Source organism: Thermoactinospora rubra (assembly GCF_002093975.1).
GTDB classification, from domain to species: domain Bacteria; phylum Actinomycetota; class Actinomycetes; order Streptosporangiales; family Streptosporangiaceae; genus Nonomuraea; species Nonomuraea rubra_A.
In genome coordinates this window covers 60622-82243 of the sequence record NZ_MSZZ01000005.1, presented here as the reverse complement: position 1 = coordinate 82243, position 21622 = coordinate 60622, and the positions used below count along the sequence as shown (strand labels likewise).

At 71.7% G+C, this 21622-nt stretch carries 22 protein-coding genes; 8 read left to right on the top strand and 14 right to left on the bottom strand.

Going from position 1 to position 21622, the window contains the following annotated elements:
* Positions 1-11: 11 nt before the first annotated feature.
* Positions 12-881: a bifunctional helix-turn-helix transcriptional regulator/GNAT family N-acetyltransferase gene (locus BSB02_RS17330; RefSeq protein ID WP_084960020.1), complete on the top strand. Its 870-nt coding sequence runs from the start codon at positions 12-14 to the stop codon at positions 879-881.
* 28 nt (positions 882-909) lie between these two features.
* Here BSB02_RS17330 and BSB02_RS17325 read toward each other — a convergent pair whose 3' ends face one another.
* The gene (locus tag BSB02_RS17325) at positions 910-1803 is read right to left on the bottom strand and encodes an RNA polymerase sigma-70 factor (RefSeq protein ID WP_084960019.1); all 894 of its coding nucleotides are present in this window, start codon (positions 1801-1803) and stop codon (positions 910-912) included.
* Positions 1804-1965: 162 nt separating this feature from the next.
* On the opposite strand from BSB02_RS17325, the gene BSB02_RS17320 reads away from it, so the two are divergent.
* Positions 1966-3306, top strand: coding sequence for an FAD-binding oxidoreductase (locus BSB02_RS17320; protein WP_084960018.1), 1341 nt, complete (start codon positions 1966-1968; stop codon positions 3304-3306).
* A 236-nt stretch (positions 3307-3542) separates the two neighbouring features.
* Here BSB02_RS17320 and ligA read toward each other — a convergent pair whose 3' ends face one another.
* Both ligA and BSB02_RS17310 read right to left on the bottom strand, forming a co-directional pair.
* Positions 3543-5717, bottom strand: coding sequence for an NAD-dependent DNA ligase LigA (gene ligA, locus BSB02_RS17315; RefSeq protein ID WP_084960017.1), 2175 nt, complete (start codon positions 5715-5717; stop codon positions 3543-3545).
* Positions 5718-5816: 99 nt separating this feature from the next.
* The gene (locus BSB02_RS17310) at positions 5817-6803 is read right to left on the bottom strand and encodes a methionine synthase (RefSeq protein ID WP_084960016.1); all 987 of its coding nucleotides are present in this window, start codon (positions 6801-6803) and stop codon (positions 5817-5819) included.
* A gap of 59 nt (positions 6804-6862) precedes the next feature.
* Between BSB02_RS17310 and BSB02_RS17305 the strand changes: the two genes are divergently transcribed.
* On the top strand, positions 6863-7498 hold the full coding sequence (locus tag BSB02_RS17305; RefSeq protein WP_084960015.1) for an MBL fold metallo-hydrolase: 636 nt from the start codon (positions 6863-6865) through the stop codon (positions 7496-7498).
* Here BSB02_RS17305 and mnmA read toward each other — a convergent pair.
* On the bottom strand, positions 7485-8543 hold the full coding sequence (gene mnmA / locus BSB02_RS17300) for a tRNA 2-thiouridine(34) synthase MnmA (RefSeq protein ID WP_084960014.1): 1059 nt from the start codon (positions 8541-8543) through the stop codon (positions 7485-7487). The two genes, BSB02_RS17305 and mnmA, sit on opposite strands and share 14 nt — an antisense overlap.
* Positions 8544-8611: 68 nt before the next feature.
* Between mnmA and BSB02_RS17295 the strand changes: the two genes are divergently transcribed.
* Positions 8612-9667, top strand: a complete 1056-nt coding sequence (locus BSB02_RS17295) for a DUF695 domain-containing protein (RefSeq protein WP_084960013.1) — start codon at positions 8612-8614, stop codon at positions 9665-9667.
* On the opposite strand, the gene BSB02_RS17290 is transcribed toward BSB02_RS17295, so the two are convergent.
* From BSB02_RS17290 to BSB02_RS42285, 3 genes are all read right to left on the bottom strand, one after another.
* The gene (locus BSB02_RS17290; RefSeq protein ID WP_084960012.1) at positions 9660-10814 is read right to left on the bottom strand and encodes a cysteine desulfurase family protein; all 1155 of its coding nucleotides are present in this window, start codon (positions 10812-10814) and stop codon (positions 9660-9662) included. The two genes, BSB02_RS17295 and BSB02_RS17290, sit on opposite strands and share 8 nt — an antisense overlap.
* A gap of 106 nt (positions 10815-10920) precedes the next feature.
* Positions 10921-12009 (bottom strand): ATP-binding protein, encoded by a 1089-nt coding sequence (locus BSB02_RS17285; RefSeq protein WP_240506480.1) that lies wholly within the window; start codon positions 12007-12009, stop codon positions 10921-10923.
* 26 nt (positions 12010-12035) lie between these two features.
* The gene (locus BSB02_RS42285; protein WP_240506479.1) at positions 12036-12362 is read right to left on the bottom strand and encodes an ATP-binding protein; all 327 of its coding nucleotides are present in this window, start codon (positions 12360-12362) and stop codon (positions 12036-12038) included.
* A 97-nt stretch (positions 12363-12459) separates the two neighbouring features.
* Between BSB02_RS42285 and BSB02_RS17280 the strand changes: the two genes are divergently transcribed.
* Both BSB02_RS17280 and BSB02_RS17275 read left to right on the top strand, forming a co-directional pair.
* Positions 12460-12960, top strand: a complete 501-nt coding sequence (locus BSB02_RS17280) for a TetR/AcrR family transcriptional regulator (protein WP_143590803.1) — start codon at positions 12460-12462, stop codon at positions 12958-12960.
* Positions 12961-13031: 71 nt separating this feature from the next.
* Entirely contained in the window at positions 13032-14225 is a 1194-nt protein-coding gene (locus BSB02_RS17275; RefSeq protein WP_084960011.1) for an MFS transporter, read from the top strand.
* Between the two features lie 27 nt (positions 14226-14252).
* Here BSB02_RS17275 and BSB02_RS17270 read toward each other — a convergent pair whose 3' ends face one another.
* From BSB02_RS17270 to BSB02_RS17255, 4 genes are all read right to left on the bottom strand, one after another.
* Positions 14253-14660 carry a hypothetical protein gene (locus BSB02_RS17270; protein ID WP_084960010.1) on the bottom strand — a complete coding sequence of 136 codons (408 nt, stop codon included), beginning with the start codon at positions 14658-14660 and terminating at the stop codon, positions 14253-14255.
* A 102-nt stretch (positions 14661-14762) separates the two neighbouring features.
* Entirely contained in the window at positions 14763-14981 is a 219-nt protein-coding gene (locus BSB02_RS17265; RefSeq protein WP_240506477.1) for a VOC family protein, read from the bottom strand.
* A 62-nt stretch (positions 14982-15043) separates the two neighbouring features.
* Positions 15044-15619: an HD domain-containing protein gene (locus BSB02_RS17260; RefSeq protein ID WP_084960009.1), complete on the bottom strand. Its 576-nt coding sequence runs from the start codon at positions 15617-15619 to the stop codon at positions 15044-15046.
* Between the two features lie 12 nt (positions 15620-15631).
* The gene (locus BSB02_RS17255) at positions 15632-16690 is read right to left on the bottom strand and encodes a helix-turn-helix domain-containing protein (protein ID WP_240506476.1); all 1059 of its coding nucleotides are present in this window, start codon (positions 16688-16690) and stop codon (positions 15632-15634) included.
* A 224-nt stretch (positions 16691-16914) separates the two neighbouring features.
* Here BSB02_RS17255 and BSB02_RS17250 point away from each other — a divergent pair, with 224 nt between their 5' ends.
* Entirely contained in the window at positions 16915-17253 is a 339-nt protein-coding gene (locus tag BSB02_RS17250; RefSeq protein WP_084960008.1) for a hypothetical protein, read from the top strand.
* Positions 17253-17423: a hypothetical protein gene (locus BSB02_RS40615; RefSeq protein ID WP_158088660.1), complete on the top strand. Its 171-nt coding sequence runs from the start codon at positions 17253-17255 to the stop codon at positions 17421-17423. Before BSB02_RS17250 ends, BSB02_RS40615 begins: the two co-directional genes overlap by 1 nt.
* A gap of 858 nt (positions 17424-18281) precedes the next feature.
* On the opposite strand, the gene BSB02_RS17245 is transcribed toward BSB02_RS40615, so the two are convergent.
* The 3 genes from BSB02_RS17245 to BSB02_RS17235 all read right to left on the bottom strand — a co-directional run bounded on the left by BSB02_RS17245 (position 18282) and on the right by BSB02_RS17235 (position 21584).
* Complete coding sequence (locus tag BSB02_RS17245) at positions 18282-19235, bottom strand: electron transfer flavoprotein subunit alpha/FixB family protein (protein ID WP_084960007.1); 954 nt, start codon at positions 19233-19235, stop codon at positions 18282-18284.
* A gap of 20 nt (positions 19236-19255) precedes the next feature.
* Positions 19256-20035: an electron transfer flavoprotein subunit beta/FixA family protein gene (locus BSB02_RS17240; protein ID WP_084960006.1), complete on the bottom strand. Its 780-nt coding sequence runs from the start codon at positions 20033-20035 to the stop codon at positions 19256-19258.
* Between the two features lie 250 nt (positions 20036-20285).
* Positions 20286-21584: a serine/threonine-protein kinase gene (locus BSB02_RS17235; protein WP_084960005.1), complete on the bottom strand. Its 1299-nt coding sequence runs from the start codon at positions 21582-21584 to the stop codon at positions 20286-20288.
* Positions 21585-21622: the final 38 nt, after the last annotated feature.

Here is a 21622-nt window from a genome sequence, read left to right as displayed (position 1 = left end):
TTGTCAGACATATGGACGTTGCCCCCGTGCGATCCTTCACCCGGATCGTCGCCCATCGCATCGGCGCCCTGCAGGACGAATACCTGTCCCTCGGCCGCTCCCTCGGCGCCTCCCGCCTGCTCTGGGAGATCGGTACGGCGGGCGCGGACGTCCGGAGCCTGCGCGCCCGCCTCGATCTGGACTCCGGCTACCTCAGCCGCCTGCTCCGCTCGCTGGAGCAGGAGGGCCTGGTCGTCGTCGAGCCCGACCCGCGTGACCGCCGGGTCCGCACCGCCCGCCTCACCCCGGCCGGCCTGGAGGCGCTGCGCGAGGTCGACCACGCGGGCGACCAGGCGGCCCGCTCCCTGCTCGCCTCGCTCAACGACGCGCAGCGGCGCACCCTCGTCGAGGCGATGGGGACCGTGGAGCGGCTGCTCACCGCCGGCCTGGTCAGGGTGGCGATCGAGGATCCGCGCAGCCCGGCCGCCCAGCACTGCCTCCAGGCCTATTACGACGAGCTCGCCACGCGCTTCGAGGCGGGCTTCGACCCCGGCCACACCCGCCCGGCCACCGCCGCCGAGCTCACCGAGCCCGCCGGGCTGTTCCTCGTCGCCCGGCTGACCGAGGACCCGATCGGCTGCGGCGCGCTCAAGCTCGACGGCGACACCGCCGAGATCAAGCGCATGTGGGTCGCACCCGCCGCCCGCGGGCTGGGCGTCGGCCGCCGCCTGCTGCACGAGCTGGAGCAGCACGCCCGCGACCGCGGGGTGACCCGCCTGCGCCTGGAGACCAACCGGGCGCTGCGGGAGGCGATCAACCTCTACCGGTCGGCGGGATTCACCGAGGTGCCCGCCTTCAACGCCGAGCCTTACGCCCATCACTGGTTCGAGAAGCGCCTGTGAGCCGCCGCCGACGCGATGGGACACATGATCAGCGGCTCACCGGGGTCTCGTGCTCGACGCGCGACAGCTTCTCGGGGTTGCGCACGGCGTAGAGCCCGGTGATGAGGCCGTTCTCGACGCGCGCGGCCATGACCGTCTCGATCTCGCCGTCCCGCCGGAAGACCAGCGCCGGGTAGCCGTTGATCTGCACGAGCTCGGGCGCGGGCGCATCACTCCGGCGCAGCAGGCCGGCCACGGCGTCGGCCCCCACGAGCGGTTCTGGCGCGGCCACCCTGATCCCGCCGCCGTCGGCCAGGAGGACGACGTCGGGCGCGAGGATGTCGAGCAGTCCCTGGAGGTTCCCGGTCTCGATCGCGCGCTTGAACGCCTCGAGCGCGCCGCGGGTCTCGGCCGGGGAGACGACCTCGCGCGGGCGGCGCGCCGCGACGTGGGCCCGTGCCCGGTGGGCGATCTGGCGGACGGCGGCCGGGGTCTTGTCGACGGCCTCGGCGATCTCGTCGTACTCCAGCTCGAACACCTCGCGCAGCACGAAGACCGCCCGCTCGGTCGGCGTGAGCGTCTCCAGCACCAGCAGCATCGCCATCGAGACGCTGTCGGCCAGCTCCACGTCCTCGGCCACATCGGGAGTGGTCAGCAGCGGCTCGGGCAGCCAGGGGCCGATGTAGGACTCCTTGCGACGGCCCAGCGTGCGCAGCCGGCCCAGCGCCTGCCGAGTAGTGATCTTGACCAGGTAGGCGCGCTTGTCCAGCACCGTGCCGAGGTCGACGCCCGCCCACCGCAGCCAGGTCTCCTGCAGCACGTCCTCGGCGTCGGCGGCCAAGCCGAGCAGCTCGTAGGCGACGGTGAACAGCAGGTTGCGGTGGGCGACGAAGATCTCGGTGGCGGTGTCCGGCCGCTCGCCCTCGCTGCGGTCCCCAGGCATGGGCGGTTCCTGTTCGTCTCGACGGTGTTTCCCACGGGACGCCGGACCCCGCCCTTCTGTGACATGCCCGGCGTGTGGCACACGTCACACCCATGGGCTGTCACAGGGACCGGGCCGCCGGCATCTCATGCCGACCACTCACCACAGCAGAGGAACGATCTGATGAGTTCAGCGCTCGACATCCTGCGCCGCGACTTCGGCGGCGCCGTCATCGAGCCGGACGGCGCGGACTACGCATCGGCCAGCCGTACCGTCCTGGCCTCGGGAAGCCCGGCCTACGTGCTGCGGCCCGAGAGCGTCGCCGACGTGCGGGCGGCGGTCAGGTTCGCCGCCGACGCGGGGCTGGTGTTGTCCGTGCGGGGCGGCGGCCACGCCTTCGCAGGCTTCGGCACCAACGACGGGGGCGTCGTGATCGACCTGCGCGGCCTGGCCACCGTGGAGGTCACCGACCCCGACCGGCGCCTCGTGCGGATCGGCGGCGGCGCCACCTGGGGACAGGTCGCCGACGCCCTGGCCCCGCACGGCCTGGCGATCTCCTCGGGCGACACCAGGGGCGTCGGCGTGGGCGGCCTGACGTTGACCGGCGGCATCGGCTGGAAGGTCAGGAAGTACGGCCTGGCCTTGGACAACCTGGTCGCCGCCGAGCTGGTCACGGCCGGCGGAGAGCTGGTGCGCGCCAGCGCGGATGACAACACGGAGCTGTTCTGGGCGCTCCGGGGCGGCGGCGGCAACTTCGGGATCGTGACCGCCTTCGAGTTCGCCGCCCACCCGACGACCGACGTCTTCTACGGCAAGATCTCCTTCCCCGCCGCCGAGGCGGCCGGGGTGCTCCAGGGCTGGGCCGACTACCTGCGCACCGCGCCCGAGGAGCTCACCTCGATCGTGAGCTTCGCCAACCCCTTCGCCGGAGGTCCCGACGCGCCCGTCGAGATCCTGGTCGCCTTCGACGGCGACGACCCCGAGCTCGCCGCGAAGGCGCTCGACCCGATCCGCCGGCTGGGGACGGTGATCGGCGACGACGTCGCGCTGGTCCCCTACGCGGAGGTCCTGGTCGAGGGCCTGACTCCGCCGCCCGGCATCCAGCTGGACACCCGCAGCGGCTTCGTCGAGGAGGACGGGGTGCAGGGCGCGCTGCGGATCCTGGCCGAGGTCGGGGCGGCGCAGGGGTCGCCGATCATCGCCGTGCGCAGCGTCGGCGGCGCCGTGGCCCGGGTGCCCGAGGACGCCACCGCATTCGCCCACCGCCGGGCCGAGCTGATGATCGTGACCACCACGGCGGGTCCCGCCCCGGTCGTCCAGGCCGCCCGCCCGGCTCTGGACGCGATCTGGGCGCGGCTCGCACCTCACGTCAACGGCGCCTACGCCAACTTCCTCGCCTCGGCCTCCGAGGAGGACGTCGCCGCGATCTACCCGGTGGAGACCTACAAGCGGCTGGCGGCGGTCAAGCGGCAGTACGACCCCGCCAACCTGTTCTCCCTCAACCACAACATCCGGCCCGAGTGACATCGGGGGCATGACCCGGCACGCCCGCGGGACGCCGCCGCCGGCCGGCGGGGCGTTCCCGGAGCGGGTCAGCCTGGACACGCCGGCCTCGGCCGAGCGGTGGCGCGAAAACACGGTGACCGGCGGCCCAGAGGCTGGTCGGCCAGCGCTTCGAGGAGCGGCGGGAAGCGGTCGAGCGTGACTGTGGGCGCCGCCGGGCCGTCAGCGAAGGCCCAAGCCGTCACAGCGCGAAAAGTTCAGCCGGTCTCCTTGACCGCCACCTCGGCCGCCGCCTCGGGCCCCTGCTCCAGCAGCACGCGGAAGCCGTCCTCGTCCAGGATCGGCACCCCGAGCGACACCGCCTTGTCGTACTTCGACCCGGCGTTCTCCCCCATGACGAGGAACGAGGTCTTCTTCGACACCGACCCCGACACCTTCCCCCCGCGGCTGGCGATCGCCTCCGCGGCCGACTCGCGCGTGAACCCCGACAGCGATCCGGTGACGACGAAGGTGAGCCCCTGGAGGGTCTGCGGCCCCTTGGCCGGAGCCGGCTCGTCCTCCATCCGCACCCCGGCCGCGCGCCACCGCTCGATGATCTCCCGGTGCCAGTCGACGGCGAACCATTCCTTCACCGTCGCGGCCACGCGCGGCCCGATGCCCTCGACCGCGGCCAGCTCCTCCTCCGACGCGTTCATGATCGCGTCGATGGAGCGCATGGCGTCGGCGAGCGCCCGGGCGGTGGGCGGGCCGATGTGGCGGATGGACAGCGCCACCAGGACGCGCCACAGCTCGGAGTTCTTCGCGCGCTCCAGCTCGTCCATGACCATCAGCGCCAGCTGGCTGGGCCTGCCGTCGGCGTTGGAGAACAGCGTGACGACCTTCTGCTCGCCGGTCTTGGGGTCGATCTTGGGCAGGCCGCTCTCCTGGTCGCGCACCACCGACCGGATCGGGACGAGCTTGTCGAGCGTGAGGTCGAACAGGTCGGCCTCGGTGCGCACGGCGGGCTCCTGCGGCGGGAGCGGCTGGGTGAGCGCCGTGGCCGCCACGTAGCCCAGGCCCTCGATGTCGAGCGCGTTGCGCCGCGCCGCGAAGTAGAGCCGCTCACGGATCTGCGCCGGGCAGCCGCGCGCGTTGGGGCAGCGCAGGTCGGCGTCGCCCTCCTTCTCGTAGGCCAGCTCGGTGCCGCACTCGGGGCAGTGCGTGGGCATGACGAACTCGCGCTCTGACCCGTCGCGCAGCGCGGCCACGGGGCCCACGATCTCGGGGATGACGTCGCCCGCCTTGCGCAGCACGACCGTGTCGCCGATGAGCACGCCCTTCTTCTTGACGATCGCGGCGTTGTGCAGCGTCGCCCGCTCGACCGTGGACCCGCTCACCACGACCGGCTCCATGATCGCGAAGGGTGTCACCCGGCCGGTGCGGCCCACGCCGACCTGGATGTCGAGGAGCTTGGTGTTGACCTCCTCCGGAGGGTACTTGTAGGCGATCGCCCACCGGGGCGCCCGCGAGGTGGAGCCCAGCTCCCGCTGCACCTGGAAGCGGTCGACCTTGACGACCACGCCGTCGATCTCGTAGGCGGGGTCGTGGCGGTGCTCCTGGTAGTAGGCGATGTACTCGTTGATCTCCTCAAGCCCCGGGACCACGCGGTAGAGGTCGCTGACGGGCAGCCCCCAGGACCGCAGCCGGTCGTAGACCTCCGACTGGGCGCGCGGCGGGGCGGCCCCGCCGTCCTCCCACACGCCGATGCCGTGGACGAGCATGCGCAGCGGCCGCTGCGCGGTGATGCGGGGGTCCTTCTGGCGCAGCGTGCCGGCCGCGGAGTTGCGCGGGTTGGCGAACGGCGGCTTGCCCTCGGCGACCAGCTGCTCGTTGAGCTTCTTGAAGTCCTCGACCGGGATGTAGACCTCGCCGCGCACCTCCACCAGGGACGGCACGTCGTCGCCCTTGAGCCGGTGGGGGACGTCGCGGATGGTGCGCACGTTGGCCGTCACGTCGTCGCCCGTGCGGCCGTCGCCGCGCGTGGCGCCGCGCTCCAGCCTGCCGTTGCGGTACACCAGCGCGACGGCCAGGCCGTCGATCTTGAGCTCGCAGAGGTACGGCCCCGCGTCGCCCTCGGCCAGCCGCTCGGCCCGCGCCACCCACGCCGCCATGTCCTCGGCCGTGAAGGCGTTGTCGAGGCTCTCCATCTTCTGCAGGTGCCGCACCTTGGCGAAGTCGCCCGCGACCGGCGCCCCGACCTTCTGGGTCGGCGAGTCGGGGGTCTGCAGCTCCGGATGCGCCTCCTCCAGCGCCAGCAGCTCGCGGAACCACTCGTCGAACTGGGCGTCGCTGACCGTCGGCTGGTCGAGCACGTAGTAGCGCCAGCGCGCCTCCTCCACCAGCTCGCTCAGCTCGGCATGCCGCTTGCGCGCCTCCACCGGCGTCTCGGTCATGGGGCTCCCTCCGTCACACCTACAGGGAGAACGCTATCGCCGAGCGCCGACAATTACAGGCCCCCGACCTCGCCTTTAACAACCCACCGGCGCCCGCGCTCAGCCCGCCCGCAGCTCGCTCGCGGGGTCGTCGCGCAGCACCCGGGCCGCCTCCCGGCAGGCCGCCAGCGCCGCCCTGGCGTACCGGGGCGAGGCGCCCGCCAGCCCGCACGCGGGCGTCAACACGACCTGCCCGGCCAGGCGGTCGGGCGGGAAGCCGAGCCGCCGCCACAGCTCCACGGCCGGCCTGGCCACGGCCGAGGACTCCGGCAGCCGCGTGTCGACGCCGGGCACGACCCCCAGGAAGAACAGCAGGCCCGCCTCGACCGCCTCCCCGACCGCGTCCTCCTCGCGCCGCCGCAGCAGGGAAGCGTCGAGCGAGATGCCGCGCACGCCCGCCGTACGCAGCTCGGAGATCGGCACGGAGGGCGCGCAGCAGTGCACCACGGGCGCGTCGAACGGCCGCAGCGACTCGGCCACCCGCCAGGCCTCCACGGCGGCCAGCCGCCCGAACCCCGAGGCGGTCGGCACCGTGCCGGCGAGGACGGCGGGCAGCGAGGGCTCGTCCAGCTGGAGCACGACCTCGGTGATCCCGGGCACCCGGCGGCGGACCGTGGCGACGTGGTCGGCCACGCCCTGCGCCAGCGACTGGATCAGGTCGCGCACGGCTCCCGCGTCGGCGAGCACCTTGTCGCCGTGCGGCAGCTCGACGGCGGCCGCGAGCGTCCACGGCCCCGCGACCTGCAGCTTGAGCGGCCCGCTGTAGTCGTGCGCGACCTCCTCCAGCCCGTCGAGGTCGCGCGCCAGGTGGTCGACCGCGCGCCGGTGGTCGCGCCCCGGCCGGCCGGTCAGCCGCCAGCCCGACGGCTGCACCTCCACCGGCAGGTCCACCAGCAACGACGCGGTCCTGCCGATCATGTCGGCGCCGACGCCGCGCGCCGGCAGCTCCGGAAGGTACGGCAGGCCGGGCAGCTCGCCGAAGACGACCCGCAACGCCTCCAGATGGTCCTCTCCCGGATGGGATCCCACGCCCGTGGCAGCGAACATGCCTCAAAGCCTAGGCCCGTCAGCGGGGCGGGCCGGCCGTCCGGTCTAGGGTGAGGAGGATGAAGCTCACGAAGTTCGGGCACGCCTGCGTGCGGCTGGAGAAGGACGGCAAGGTCCTCGTCGTCGACCCCGGCACCTTCTCCGAGGCCGCCGCCGTGGAGGGCGCCGACGCGGTGCTGGTCACCCACAACCACTTCGACCACGCCGACCGCGACAAGCTGGCCGCCCTGCCGCCGCACGTGGAGGTGTGGACCTGCGCCGAGGTCGCCGAGACCGCCGCACGGGACATCCCCGCCAAGGTCCAGGTGGTACGGCACGGCGACGCCTTCGACACCGCGGGCTTCTCGGTCCGCGTCTTCGGCGAGTGGCACGCCCTGAACCACCCCGACGTCCCCATCGCCAACAACGTCGGCTTCCTGGTGGAGGAGGAGCTGTTCTACCCGGGCGACGCCTTCACCGTGCCGGAGGCGCCGGTCGGCACGCTGCTGGTGCCGACCGGCGCGCCGTGGCTGAAGCTGGCCGACGTCGTCGAGTACCTGCGCACGATCAGGCCCGCCCGCGCCTACTCCACCCATGACGGCCTCTACAACGAGACGGGCCTGCGCCTGGTCGACACGTGGCTGAAGATGGAGGCCGACAAGCAGGGCGCCGACATCCGCCGCATCGAGCCGGGCGGCTCGGTCACGCTGCGCTAGCGATCGTGGCCGAGCCGACCACCGTGTCGCCGGCGTAGAGCACGGCCGCCTGCCCGGCGGCCACGCCCCTGGCCGGGGAGTCGAGCTCGATGCTCAGCTCGTCGCCGAGGTCGAGCACGCGGCAGCCGTACACCTCGCCGTGGGCCCGCAGCTGGACGGTCAGGCCCTCGCGGACCTCGGGGCCGTTCCAGACCGGGCGGACGGCGCGGATCGTGGTGACCTCCAGCGACGAGCGCGGGCCGACGGTGACGGTGTTGGAGACCGGCTCGATGGACAGCACGTAGCGGGGCCTGCCGTCGGCGGCGGGCCGGTCGATGCGCAGGCCCTTGCGCTGGCCGACCGTGAAGGCGTAGGCGCCCTCGTGGGTGCCGAGGACCGTGCCGTCCTCGTCGACGATCGGGCCGGGCGCGGCGCCCAGGCGCTCGGCCAGGAAGCCGCGGGTGTCGCCGTCGGCGATGAAGCAGATGTCGTGGCTGTCGGGCTTGTCGGCCACGGCCAGCCCGCGGCGGGCGGCCTCCGCGCGCACCTCGGCCTTGGTGGAGCCGCCCAGCGGGAAGATCGCGTGGCTCAGCTGCTCCCTGGTCAGCACGCCGAGGACGTAGGACTGGTCCTTGGCGGCGTCGACGCTGCGGCGCAGCACGCCGTCCTCGAGCCGGGCGTGGTGGCCGGTGGCGACGGCGTCGAAGCCCAGGGCCAGCGCGCGGTCGAGCACCGCGGCGAACTTGATCTTCTCGTTGCAGCGCAGGCACGGGTTGGGCGTGCGGCCCGCGGCGTACTCGGCCACGAAGTCCTCGACCACGTCGCGCTGGAAGCGCTCGGCCATGTCCCAGATGTAGAACGGGATGCCGATGACGTCGGCGGCGCGGCGGGCGTCGCGCGAGTCCTCGAGGGTGCAGCAGCCGCGTGCGCCGGTGCGGTGCGACTGCGGGTTGGGCGACAGCGCCAGGTGCACGCCGGTGACGTCGTGGCCCGCCTCGGCGATGCGGGCGGCGGCCACGGCGGAGTCGACGCCGCCCGACATGGCGGCAAGCACGCGAAGTCCCATGACCCCTCCAGGGTACCGGGCGTGCCGCGGGCGCGACCCTCGCCGGGCACGTGGGAGAATGACGGGCTATGCGACTGTTCGGGCGCAGGGACGACGGGGAGGCGCGGGAGCCGCTGCCCGGCGACCACATCGCCGACTTCTGGACGTGGTGGGAGCAGGCGCGTCCCCAGCTGGACGCGCTGGTCGCGGCGGAGGACGCCGAGCGGCTGGCGGAGCTGGTCGCGCCCGCCGTGGCCGCGCTGCACCCCGGCCTGGTCTACGAGATCGCGCCCGGCCGCGACGCCGCGCACGCGCTCGTGGTCACCGCCGCCGGCGACCCCGAGCTGCGGCCGCTGGCCCACCGCTGGGCCAAGGCCGCCCCGCCGGCCGACCTGCTGTGGGAGTTCCACCCCTCGCGCCAGGCCAACCCGCAGGTCCTGGAGCTGACGATCGACGTGGGCGGCCACTCCTTCGAGTTCGGCAAGCTCGTGTTCGGCCTGCGGGTGCCGCACGGCGCGCCCCGGGTCGACGTCGCGGCCTACCATCCGCTCTTCGCCGAGCTCGACGAGGAGACCCGGATGGACACCACGCTGCTGGCCCTCGACTGGCTGCTGGGCGAGGACGAGGTGGCCCGCTGGATCGGCGAGATCACCGCGGCCGCCTTCGAGCCGATCGACGCGGTCGCGGCCGTCCACCTGCCCGCCGTGGTGGCCGACGTCGCCTCGGAGTGGGCGGAGGAGCAGTGGGCGCTGCTGGAGGGCCAGACCGCGAGCGGCGCGCCGCTGATCGCCACGACCCGCTATCCGCTGCGGCCGGTCGACTACCCGCTGTGCGACCAGCACATCGAGATCACGCTGCCCTACTCCCACCGCGACGAGAACGGCCTGCCCGTGGGCGAGTCGCTGGAGGCGCTGCGCGACTTCGAGGAACGGCTGGCGGCGCGCATCCTCAAGCTGCAGGGCGAGGCGGTGCTGGCCGCCCACGTCAGCGCCGAGGGCCACCGGGTGATCCACCTCTACGCCGATCCGGGCGGCGACGCGGCCATCCACGCCAAGGAGCTCATCGTCAGCTGGGAGGAAGGCGAGCCGCGCGTCGACGTGACGAGCGACCCCGGCTGGACCGCGGTCGGCCCCTTCCTCAGCTGATCCCGGCGCGCCGGGCCCGCTCCACCACGCCGGGCAGCACCTCGATCAGCCGGTCGACGTCCTCGTGCGTCGAGGTGTGCCCGAGGGTGAAGCGCAGCGAGCCGCGTGCGCCGACCGCGTCGGCGCCCATCGCCAGCAGCACGTGGGACGGCTGGGCCACCCCCGCCGAGCACGCCGAGCCCGTGGAGCACTCCACGCCCTTGGCGTCGAGCAGCATGAGCAGCGCGTCGCCCTCGCAGCCGGGGAAGGAGAAGTGCGCGTTGCCGGGCAGCCTGTCGTCGGGCGCGCCGTTGAGCACCACGCCGGGGACGGCCTGCCGTACCCGGGCGATGAGCTCGTCGCGCAGCTCCGTCAGGCGCTCGGCCAGCTCCGGCTGCTCGCGGACGGCCACGCGGACCGCGGCGGCCAGCCCCGCGATGGCCGGGGTGTCGAGGGTGCCGGAGCGCACGTCGCGCTCCTGACCGCCGCCGTGGAGCACGGGCAGCGGGGTCAGCCCCCTGGCCAGCAGCAGCGCGCCCACGCCCATGGGGCCGCCGATCTTGTGGCCGCTGACCGTGAGCGCGTCGGCGCCGGAGTCGGCGAAGGAGACCGGCAGCTGGCCCACCGCCTGGACGGCGTCGGTGTGGAAGGGGATGCCGTGGTCGTGGGCGATGGCGGCCAGCACGCGCACCGGCTGGACGGTGCCCACCTCGTTGTTGGCCCACATGACGCTGACCAGGGCGACGTCGTCGGGGTCGCGCTCGATGGCCTGGCGCAGCGTGTCGGGGTGGAGCCTGCCGTGCTCGTCGACGGGCAGCAGCTCCAGCTCGGCGCCCTGGTGGTCGGCCAGCCACCGTGCGGGGTCGAGGGCGGCGTGGTGCTCGACCGCGCTGATGAGGATCCGCCGGCGCGGGGCGCGCGCCCAGTACAGCCCCTTGATCGCCAGGTTGTCGGCCTCCGTGCCGCCGCTGGTGAACACCACCTCGCTGGGCCGCGCGCCGAGGGCCTCGGCGATGCTCTCACGCGACTCCTCGACCACCCGGCGGGCGTTGCGCCCGGCGGCGTGGAGGGAGGAGGCGTTGCCGACCCGGCCCAGGTGCTCCGTCATCGCCTGGATCGCCTCGGGCAGCATCGGCGTGGTCGCCGCATGATCAAGGTAGGCGGTCACGAACTCTCCCTCGTCGAGCCCGTGACCGCCAGCGCTGCTGTGTTCATGGTTCGCTCACAAGCTCGCTCACGCGCCCAGGGTATCTCGACCCAGGGCCGGGTCCGGCTCAAGGAGCGGGCGAATAGAGCTCTCCAAGCCCAACGGCGCGGACGTCGGGCTCGGCGAGCAACTCCGCGTCGAACCCCGCGCCGCTGTAGCACGCCAGGACCGTGTCCCTGACGTCATACCCCTTGGCGGCCAGCAGGTCCCTGGCGCGCCGGAGCCGGGCACTGTGACCGGGCCCCATGGTCTTGCCCCACTTCGCCTCCCCCAAGGAGAGCACCCGGGGCGGGCGCCCGGGCTCCGCGGGAGCGAACACCACCACGTCGACCTCGATCTGGGTACGGCCGGCCGGGTCGGCGACGACCCCGGAGCCCACCTCGCCGGGCAGTTCGCCGAAGACCGGCTCCACCCTGGCGAACTGGCGGCACAGCTCCTCGAAGTGGGGACCGACGACCTGGTCCGTGAAACGCCCTCGGGCGTCCTTCCACACGCTCGCCGCTCTCCCGCTCTCCAGGAGCCCCCACCTTGGCCGCATCACCACCTGGTAAAAGGTGATCAGCGGCTCGCAGACCCGGTACACCGACCGGGAGAAACGGAAGACGTCAGGCTCGCGCCGCAGGAGCGAACTGTCCTCCAGCACGTTGAGGTGATGGCCGATGTCGGGGGCCTTGCGGCCGATGTACCCGGCGATCCCGCCTCGGGTGGTGTTGCCGTTCGCCACGGCGGCCAGCACGGAGTGGTAGAGGGCCGTGTCCCGCACGTCGGCCTCCTCCTCCAGGAGATATCGGGCCTCGCGGAACAGCGGCGTCCCCGGGTCGAGCACGGTCCGGCAAACCCAGTCGTCGAAGTCGTCAGGGCCGGCGGGGCTGTCGTCGTTGACGAAACGGCGGTAGGCCGGTGTGCCGCCGACCACGGCATGCACCAGGACGGCCAGCCGAGGGTCGTCGATGCCCCAGTACTTCGCGGCCAGCCGGTAGTCGAACGGCCGGACGATCAGTTCGAGGCTCGCCCGCCCCCGCAGCGGGGCGCCGCCCGCCGGCAGACCGCCCATGACGGACATCGCAGACCCGCACAAGAGCAGCGAGACGGGCTCGTCGGCGGACACCGCCCGGTCGACCTCACGCTGGATGATCGAGGGAAGCGCGGGCGTCACTTTGCTGAGGTACGGAAACTCGTCGATCACCACCAGCCGGCGCTTGGCCGCTGTGAAAAGGTGCCTGACGGCCTCGTCCCCCAGTCGGCGAACCTGGTCGGCACGACGGCACCGGCGAACTCCGCCAGCGCCGAAGAGAACAGGGCCAGGGACTCGGCCTCGGTCGCCTCCGTCGCCCCGAAGTAGAACCCTCCCGCCTGCCTGGTCAACGCCTCCAGGAGGAACGTCTTTCCCTGACGCCGCCGCCCGCTCACCACGCCGAGCTGTGGACGGTCCGCGACCCGTGCCGCGAAGGCCGACAGGTGACGCCACTCGAACTCGCGGTCGAAGATGCGCGGGGGCTTCTGGATCACGCTACCTCCGCGAATATAGGAATGTACTTCGTCGAAGGTACTCCTACATTCAGACGTTCCGGTTGCTACTGTACCGTCCGGACGGTACAGTAGAGGGGTGAGAAGGGACGAGCTGCTGGACGCCGCGGAGGACCTGCTGTGCGTCCAGGGCTCCGATGCCCTGACCCTGGCCGCGGTGGCCGACCGGGCGGGGGTGAGCAAGGGCGGACTGCTGTACCACTTCAACAGCAAGGAAGCCCTCATCAAAGGCATGGTCGAGCGCCTGATCAGCGACTTCGACGAACTGCTGGCGGCCCAGCCGTACGACACCTACACCAAGCGCTACCTGGCGGCCACGATGGCCGCGATCCGCTCAGGCCGGCTGCGACGCTGGGCCGTGGTCACCGGCGCCTCCGGCAACATGTTCACGCTCGCGCCGCTGCGTGAGGCCATGCGCCGCTGGCACACGGCCGAGCTGGACAGCGAGCCCGACCCGGTGTCGTCCAAGATCGTCCGTCTGGCGTGCGAGGGCCTGTGGGACGTGGCCTCGCACGACCCCGACCTCAACACCGAGGCCGAGCTGCGGGCGATCGAGGCCCGCCTGCTGGCGCTGCTGTAGCCCTTTTCCTTCTGAAGTCCGTCTCCCGGCACGGCTGAGCCGTGCCTGTTTTGTGGTGAAAGGAGTCTGCCATGACCCGCGCTCTGAGGACGGCCCGTTACGGGGCGATCCTCACTTTCGTCCTTGCTGGCTTGATGGTGGGCACGATGACCGTGCGCATCCCCGCGCTGACCGACAAACTCGGCCTGTCGGAGGCGGCGGTGGGCGGGATCCTGCTCGCGTGGGGTCTCGGCGCGCTGGTGACCATGCAGTCGATGCGCGCGGTGATGGCGCGCATGGGCAGCAAGGCGGTGTTGCGGATCGGCGGACCCCTGACCGCGCTGTCCATGCTCGGCCTGGCCCTCGCGCCCGACCTGCCGCTGCTGGTGCTCGCCTCGGCGCTGTTCGGCATGTCGTTCGGCGTGATGGACGTGGCCATGAACTCCCAGGGCTCCACGGTGGAGCAGGCCTACGGCCGGCCGCTGATGAACGGCATGCACGCCGGCTGGTGCGTCGGCGCGATGGCCGCCGGCCTGCTCGGCTCGCTGGCCATCGCGCTGGGCCTGTCGCTGGAGGCCAACCTGGCCGTCGTGGCGCTGGTGTCGCTGCCGCTGGTGGTGCTGCTGGGCCGTACCTACCTGCCCGACACGCCCGCCGCGGCGGCCTCCCGCCCGGCGGACCGCAGGAGGATGCCGCCGGTCGTCTACATGCTGGGCGCGATCATGTTCTTCGCGTTCATGGTCGAGGGCGCGGTGGCCGACTGGAACGGCCTGTTCGTGCGCGACTCGCTCGGCGCGCCCGAGGCCGTGGCCGCGCTCGGCTACCCGGTGTTCGAGCTGGGCATGCTGCTGGCCCGGGTGACCGGCGACCGGCTGCGCGGCCGCTTCGGCGCCAAGGGCATGATGACGGTCTCCGGCCTGGCCACGGCCGCCTTCTACGCCGTCGTACTCACCGCGGGCACGCCGCTCGTGGCGGTCTCGGCGATGTTCTTCGTCGGCGTCAGCGTGGCGACCATCGCGCCCATGACGATGTCGCTGGCCGGCACCGCCACCGACCGGCCCGGCCCGGCGATCGCCCAGGCGGGCGCCATGGGCTACGCCGGCCTGCTGCTCGGCCCGGTGGTGATCGGCTTCCTGTCCGACGTCACCTCGCTGCGCACCGCGCTCGGGCTGGCCGTCGTGCTCGGCCTGGCCATCGCCGCGGCCTCCCGCCTCCTCCCCCGCCCCCGCATCGCCGTCCGGGCGCCGGTGGCGGAGGAGGAACGCGAACTCGCCCGCGCCGCGTGACGATCGACCGGACATCGCGCACGGCGGTCAGCCACGAGACGGGCAAGAATGGGAGACGTGCCGGTTGGGGCAGCAGATCGCCGCGATGGTGGTGAAACGCCCGCCGGTCAGCCAGAAGCCCCACTGGACGTCCACACCGCGCGGCAGCAGGTCTCGCGCCAGGTCCAGCCGCGCGTCCAGGCCGATGCGGGCCTCGTCGGCGGGGCGCGGGAAGAACTGGCGGGCCGAGCCGTACTGCTGCCGCAGCCAGGCGACGACCTCGGCGAGGTCGGTGAAGGTGGCGGCGATGCGGGTGCGCGGCTTGGCCAGCCAGTCGCCGGTCAGCATGGGCGGCACCGGCGAGCTGGGGAACCCGGGCGAGTCGGGTCGCCGCTCGACTTCCCCTCGCAGGTCGTCGCCGGCGCCGGTCCATGTGTAGCAGTGCCAGTGCAGCATGTCGCTCTCAGGCGGGTTTGTACCCAAGGGCGCCCATGTCGTCGCCATCTCGGTCCACCGACCTGATGCGCGGGGAATGCGTAATCGAGGCGCCCGATGGGCTCACGCCGGCGAAGGGACGCCGATCTCGATCAGGTTGCCGTCGGGATCGCGCAGGTACACGCTGTCGATCGGGCCCGTGCGCCGGAAGGGCGCCCGGCGGCCGTCTCCGAAGGTGACCGGGGTCATGCCGAGGACCCGGGTATAGAAGTCGACCATGGTCTCGACGTCGGCGACGGTGAGGACCAGGTGGTCCAGCCTGTCGATCCGTATCGCCCGCACCCGCCAGGTGCAGCCGGGCGCGCACTGGGTCCAGCCAGTACGGCGAATGCCGGAGCCCGCCTTCAGTCGCCGTACAGAACGCGATCCATCCATTCCAGCGTGCCGCGGCTTTGGGCTGCCTCGGCCAGCCGTTTGGCCGAGGTGGTCCTGAGTGCGGCCAGTGAGCTGTCTATCCATGGCTGCACGTTCTGATGCCCCTGCTCGCGGTACTCGATCGCCTGGATGAGGCATTCGAGTTTGTCGGCATCGCGTGCGCAGACCGCTTCGCGAGAAATCTTCTCTTCGTACTCCCCAACCGCGTTGGTGATCGTGTCAGCGACAGAGGAGGGCAGTCCCCGCATCTGGTCAGTGGTGACGTCCTCGTTTGCGGCGGCCTTGAGGTAGCGCTTGCCGATGTAGGGGATGTCGGTGACTCGGGTTTCCTGGGTGTCGTGGAAGAGGCTGAGGAACGCCGCTCGCTCCGGGTTGGCCCCCTCCAAGGCGGCGATCACGGCTGCGATCACGGCGGTGCGGAAGGAGTGCTCCGCGATGCTCTCGGGGTCACGGACCCCGGCTATCAGCCATCCGGTCCGCTTGTACCGCTTGAGCAGGCCGACCTCGTTCAGCCATCCCGACAGCCGGGACAGGTCGTCCGTCACGTGGGGCTCCTCTCAACCTCGGTGGATCATGCGCAGAGCGTAGAGGACTGCCTCAAGCTCGCGGCGAGCCTGGGATGAGAGTTCCGGTTCGTCCAGCATGCGCGTTGCGCCGTCTTCGAGCTCCACCGAGAGTCGGCCGTGAAGCGCTGAAGGGCACAGCATGACCAGCGCCCAGATCGTGTGCACGACCACATCGACGTAGGGATTAGCCATGTCCAGCTTGCCGGCGAGGTGGCGCAGGACGGTGGTCCCCCGCCACTGCTCGGGTCGTAGCTCGACCATGAAAAGGTCCGTGGTCTGCGAGTCGGGAACCTCGCCGAGCCAGTACGCCCAGTAGTTGAGGTTGGCGACCTCGCAGGGCTCGTCTGCGAGCCTTGTGCGAATGAAGTGGCGCAGCCCCTCACGGTCACCGAGCCGGGCAAGGGAGTGCGCACCCGACCGGATGACTGCCCATGCGGGTGTCCACTCGCGGCTTCTGCCGGCGCGCCGTTCTTCGGCCTTCTGCATGTGCCGCAGCCACTCGGCGGTGTCCGGGCGGTCATCGAAACCGGCCACGTAACGGGCCTGGCGACGGAGCAGAAGGCCGGAGGCATCGGCGATGTCGGCGCGCTCGGCCGCCATCTTGAGATGGTCGAAGAAGTGCGCCCGTTCCTCGGGGAGGAGACGGGGGGCAGTGGCGACCGGGCCTCGCCGAGTGATCGTCCTGCTCGCGTCGGCCAGCACCGACGGAGGTTGCTGCGTGAACGGCCAGACCAACAAGTCGGTGAAGCGACGAGTGATCACCCATGTCGCCAGAAGGTGGTCAGGCCGGATGGGGTCATTTCGCTCACATCCCATGACGTAGCCGATGAAGCGGTCCGCCTCAAGCGCGGTCTCCAACTGTGTGATCAGTTGCGAACGTGTCCCCATGCGAACCAGCACGTGACGCAGCCGCAAGAAGGAGCCGAGAGGCATCGCCATGAGCGGCCGCCTGCCCGTCTCCCACCCTTGAATCGTCGTCGTGTCCGCGCCGAGGTGCTCGGCGAACTGCTCCTGGGTAAGACCGATCGACTCTCGGATGACCTTCAGCACATAGCCTGAGATGCGGCCCTCTCGGGCGCGTTCCGCGTTACCCCGACCGCTGGTCAGTGCTGCGGAGCCAGGAGGAGTCATGAGTCCCTACCATCACCGTCACCACTCGTACATCCGGTCAGTTTTCCGTCGGATACGCCGGCCCTACCGTTACGACCAGCGCGGACAGCACAACCCAGCGTAACTCTCAACGGTCACCCGAACCGACTGATCCGGATGGAATCATGCAGGTGCTCTATGACACGGCCACGCCCGCCGATGAGCCAGCCCCCGTGGCGTCAGCCGTGCGGCTACGGCTGGCTCTGCGGGAACTGGGCATCGAGGCCGACGTTCACGACGGGTACGGGCTCGCTCTGGTGTCCGTCTGGGTGGGCCTGGTGGTGTGGTGCGACGGTGACCGGTTCTGGTGGCGTGCGAGCTGGGACGACCGCCGGAAGAGGACGGTCTACGCCTGGCATCCGGCTCACGACCCGGAGCGGGCCGCCCAGCGCATCGCCTTCCGGTACCGGGATCTGCGCGCCACCCATGACAAGTCAACAGCAGTCGAGGACGGTGACCGTTGATGTACTCGGTGTCGAGCCTCTTCTCGCTGACCAGCGGTTCGCCCAGCTCGCAGTACGTCTGTGACTGTCTGATCACCTTCTTCGGCTCCTGGGAGAATGCCTTGGCCAGCTCGGATGGCCGCGCAGTGATCGCTCGTTACCTCGCCCTGCCTGACGACCTCGACCCCTGAGACGGGGCGCGATGGGGCGGCACATCCTCGGGTGGGCGCGGTCACGAGGATGCCCCGTCCCCGCTCCATCGCGCCCGCACACGGTACGGCGGCGCGGTGATCTTCCAGCCTTCCGGGTGGCTGGAACAACGCCGCATCCCGCGCCGCCGTACCCCTTCCAAGAGCGTGGGCCGGATCATCCAAGCTGCGACCATCCCCGCGTGCGCGGGGAGCATTGCAGTACGGCTAGAGCTGTATCGCGATCTCCGGGACCATCCCCGCGCGCGCGGGGAGCATCCGACGACAGCGTCGACCTGATCGTCACGTCGAGGACCATCCCCGCGCGCGGGGAGCATACTGAGCGACCTGCAACTTTAGACGACGGAGAGGTCGTTCTGGAGCACTTTCGGCTAGCAAGACATTTCTACCATTAAGTCCACAATCACCTTTAAGTAAAGATATCTATATAGATAGAGCTAAACATCCCCATTATCCCGCAGCGCTACGTCCTCCGGGTTTCGGCGACGGCCACGGGTTCGCCCTTGCCATAGAGGCCACAAGAATCCGCACCAGTCAGCCGAGAGTGGCACAAGAAGCGTGAGAGCCACTGGTAACCGGACCCATGGCTTCGCCCGCCACCAGATCCGGTGTCGAATCACCTGATCGCCCGAAGGCCATGCCCGGCACGGTCACACAATCAGCGATTCTGGAGCGGGTTCGCGCCCCGGGAGCGCGAGGGGATGGCAGTCCCCTCGCATCGGGGGCGTGGGAGGCGTCCGAAGGACGCCTCCCACGAAGCGCAACCTGAGCACTCAGGCGCGGAGCGAAGCCCATGCCTTTGTGGAACACAAGGGCATGGGCCGAGCCAGCAGTGAAGCGCTACTTGCGCTTCTTGATCTCCTCGGTGAGCTGCGGGACGACCTGGTGGAGGTCCCCCACCACGCCGAAGTCCGCCAGCTCGAAGATCGGCGCCTCCGGGTCCTTGTTGATCGCCACGATGGTCTTCGCGGTCTGCATGCCGGCCCGGTGCTGGATGGCCCCGGAGATGCCGGCCGCGATGTACAGCTGCGGCGAGACCGTCTTGCCCGTCTGCCCGACCTGGAACTGGTGCGGGTACCACCCGGCGTCCGTCGCGGCGCGCGAGGCGCCGACGGCGGCGCCCAGCGAGTCCGCCAGCTCCTCGATGATCGAGAAGTTCTCGGCCGAGCCGACGCCGCGCCCGCCGGAGACCACGATGGCGGCCTCGGTGAGCTCGGGCCGCGCGCCCTTCTCCTGCTTGACCCGGTCGACGATGCGCGCCGCGCGGGCCGCGTCGGAGAGGGTCACGGAGACCTCCTCCTCGGTCCCGGCGGCCGGGGCGGGGGAGGGAGGCGTGGAGTTGGGGCGGACCGCCACGATGGGCGTGCCCTTGGTGACGCGCGAGTGGACGTTGACGCCGCCGCCGAAGATGGACTGGTCGGCGACGAAGCCCTCGCCCAGGCCGACGGCGTCGGTGATGACGCCCGAGTCGGTCTTGACGGCCAGGCGGCCCGCGATCTCCTTGCCCTCGGCCGTGGCGGCGACCAGGACGGCGGCCGGGGAGGCCGAGGACACGAGCTGGGCGAGCAGCTCGGCCTTCGGGGCCACGACGTAGTCCACGATGTCCGGGGACGAGGCGACGTAGATCTTTTCCGCGCCGTACTCGGCCAGCTTGGCCTTGGCGTCGCCGGAGTAGCCCGGCCCGGCCCACACGGCGGCCGGGGTGCCCAGGGAGCGGGCCAGCGTCAGCAGTTCGAGGGTGACCTTCTTGACCTCGCCGTCGACGTGCTCAACGAGTACGAGAATTTCCGACATGTCAGCTCAAACCCCGGCTCTCAGATGAACTTCTTCGACGCGAGGAAGTCGGCGAGCTTGGCGCCGCCGTCGCCCTCGTCCTTGACGATCGTGCCGGCCGCGCGCGGCGGGGCGGCGGCGAAGTCGACGACCTCCGACCAGGCGGCGCCCAGGCCGACCTGGGCGGCGTCGATCTCGGCGTCGGCGATGCCGAGCGTCTCCACCGGCTTCTTCTTGGCCGCCATGATGCCCTTGAAGGACGGGTAGCGCGGCTCGTTGATCTTCTCCACGACCGACACGACGGCCGGGAGCGAGGCCTCGACCTTGTCGTAGCCGTAGTCGGTCAGCCGCTCGATGGCGATCGAGGAGCCGTCGACCTCCACCTTGCGCGCCAGCGTGAGCTGGGGCACGCCGAGGCGCTCGGCCAGCATCGCGGGCAGCACGCCGGTGCGCGCGTCGGTGGACTCCGACCCCAGGATCACCAGGTCGAAGCCGATCTTGCGGAGCGCCTGGGCCATCGCGTAGGAGGTGGACAGCGCGTCGGAGCCGTGGAGCGCGTCGTCGCTGAGGTGGACCGCCTTGTCGGCGCCCATGGCCAGCGCCTTGCGGATGGTCTCCGTGGCCTTGGCCGGGCCCATGGTGAGGACGGTCACCTCGCCGCCGTGAGCCTCCTTGAGCTTCAGCGCCTCTTCGACCGCGTACTCGTCAAGCTCGTTGACCACGCCGTCGGCGGCGTCGCGGTCGAGCGTCTTGTCATCGGACCGGAGCTTGCGCTCGGTCGCCGTGTCGGGGACCTGCTTCACGCAGACGACGATGTTCATGGCCGGTGGCCGACCTCCCGTGATCGCATGCTCGGATTCCTGCTTCACTGCTGGGTCGAGTCCGCCTCGCCTCGCCCCCTGGACCGGCTCCGCCGCTCCCAGGGTCCGGGTCGGCTCCCTCCCCCCGACCAGACTGCCAGGTGCCCCGCGGGCTCATAACAGCGGTCTCCCGAGTTATGTTACCCATGGGTAGCTTCGGGGCAAACTCTCCCACCCCGCACCTTACCGAACTTTGTTCCGGAGCAGCTCCTCAGGCCGTGAACAGGAAGATCACCCCGGCGACCAGCACGGTGACGGCGAACAGCGCCAGCGTGAAGGGGCTGAACACGCTGCTCAGCACGAGCCACAGCACCGCCGTCCCGGCGATTCCCGCGAAGTCCACGACGAGGCGCGCCCGTTTGAAGGGACTGCGCGACACCAGCCCCACCCCCGCGTCGGCCACCACGGCCAGGGCGTAGGCCGCGATGAGGAACAGCGACACCTCGGGCAGCGGCGTCCTGGCCGCCGCCGCGAGCAGCGACACGAACAGCCCGGAGCCGATCACCCAGCGCCTGCGCACCTTCTCCCGCTGCCGGGCCAGCGCCTCCTCGACCGACGAGCCCCGGCGCCTGGCCGCACCCCACTGCCTGGTGGGCAGGTCGTGGACGCCCGGACCGCCGGACGCCCCACGGTCCCGGGAGCGGGCGTCCCAGGAGGACACGCCGGGGGACGTGCCCACCACCGGGGAGGATGCGCCCGCGGGCACGGCCTCCACGACGTCCCGGTACGGCGCCGCCGTACCGGCGAGGACCCCCAGCCGCTCGCGGATCAGCGCCGCCGTCGGACGCTCGGCGGGCTCCCGCCGCAGGCAGTCGGCCAGCAGCGGCGCCAGCCAGCCCGGCACGCCCTCCAGGTCGGGCTCGTGGTGCACCACCCGATAGGCCACCGCCGGCAGCGGCCCCTCCCCGAACGGATGCCGCCCCGTCGCCGCGAAGGCCAGCGTCGCCCCGAAGGAGAACACGTCCGCCGAGGGCCCCGCCGGACGGCCCTCGATCACCTCGGGAGCCAGGTACCCCGGCGTGCCGATGACCGCGCCCGGCGCGGTGGCCGCCAGCGAGTCGAACGCCCGCGCGATGCCGAAGTCGATCACCACCGGCTCGCCCTCCGACATGATGACGTTCGCGGGCTTGAGGTCGCGGTGGACCACCCCGGCGTCGTGCATCGCGGCCAGCGCCGCCGCCAGGCCGCGCGCCAGCCGCGGCAGGTCGGCCACCGGCAGCGGCAGGGCCGACAGCGGCTTGCCCTGGATGTAACGGGTCACCAGGTACGGCCTGGCCCCGTCGAGCGAGACGTCGAGCACCTCGGCCACGTGCGGCCCCCGCACGCGCCGCATGGTCTCCACCTCGCGCGCCAGCCTGGCCAGCGCCGCCGCGTCGGCGGCCACCTGGGGGTGGAGCACCTTGACCGCCACCGTGCGCCCCTCGGGGTCGAGCGCGAGGTACACCCGGCCGAAGCCTCCGGCGCCCAGTTCCGACAGCAGCCGGTAGGGCCCCAGAGTGGTCTCGCCCATGCCGCTCCCTTCAGCGACCCGGACGACCCGGACAGGCC

Bases quoted from the DNA above. Each gene is read 5' to 3' on its own strand.
- BSB02_RS17330 (WP_084960020.1), top strand. From the start codon at position 12: ATGGACGTTGCCCCCGTGCGATCCTTCACCCGGATCGTCGCCCATCGC.
- BSB02_RS17325 (WP_084960019.1), bottom strand. From the start codon at position 1,803: ATGCCTGGGGACCGCAGCGAGGGCGAGCGGCCGGACACCGCCACCGAG.
- BSB02_RS17320 (WP_084960018.1), top strand. From the start codon at position 1,966: ATGAGTTCAGCGCTCGACATCCTGCGCCGCGACTTCGGCGGCGCCGTC.
- ligA (WP_084960017.1), bottom strand. From the start codon at position 5,717: ATGACCGAGACGCCGGTGGAGGCGCGCAAGCGGCATGCCGAGCTGAGC.
- BSB02_RS17310 (WP_084960016.1), bottom strand. From the start codon at position 6,803: ATGTTCGCTGCCACGGGCGTGGGATCCCATCCGGGAGAGGACCATCTG.
- BSB02_RS17305 (WP_084960015.1), top strand. From the start codon at position 6,863: ATGAAGCTCACGAAGTTCGGGCACGCCTGCGTGCGGCTGGAGAAGGAC.
- mnmA (WP_084960014.1), bottom strand. From the start codon at position 8,543: ATGGGACTTCGCGTGCTTGCCGCCATGTCGGGCGGCGTCGACTCCGCC.
- BSB02_RS17295 (WP_084960013.1), top strand. From the start codon at position 8,612: ATGCGACTGTTCGGGCGCAGGGACGACGGGGAGGCGCGGGAGCCGCTG.
- BSB02_RS17275 (WP_084960011.1), top strand. From the start codon at position 13,032: ATGACCCGCGCTCTGAGGACGGCCCGTTACGGGGCGATCCTCACTTTC.
- BSB02_RS17270 (WP_084960010.1), bottom strand. From the start codon at position 14,660: ATGCTGCACTGGCACTGCTACACATGGACCGGCGCCGGCGACGACCTG.
- BSB02_RS17250 (WP_084960008.1), top strand. From the start codon at position 16,915: ATGCAGGTGCTCTATGACACGGCCACGCCCGCCGATGAGCCAGCCCCC.
- BSB02_RS40615 (WP_158088660.1), top strand. From the start codon at position 17,253: ATGTACTCGGTGTCGAGCCTCTTCTCGCTGACCAGCGGTTCGCCCAGC.
- BSB02_RS17245 (WP_084960007.1), bottom strand. From the start codon at position 19,235: ATGTCGGAAATTCTCGTACTCGTTGAGCACGTCGACGGCGAGGTCAAG.
- BSB02_RS17240 (WP_084960006.1), bottom strand. From the start codon at position 20,035: ATGAACATCGTCGTCTGCGTGAAGCAGGTCCCCGACACGGCGACCGAG.
- BSB02_RS17235 (WP_084960005.1), bottom strand. From the start codon at position 21,584: ATGGGCGAGACCACTCTGGGGCCCTACCGGCTGCTGTCGGAACTGGGC.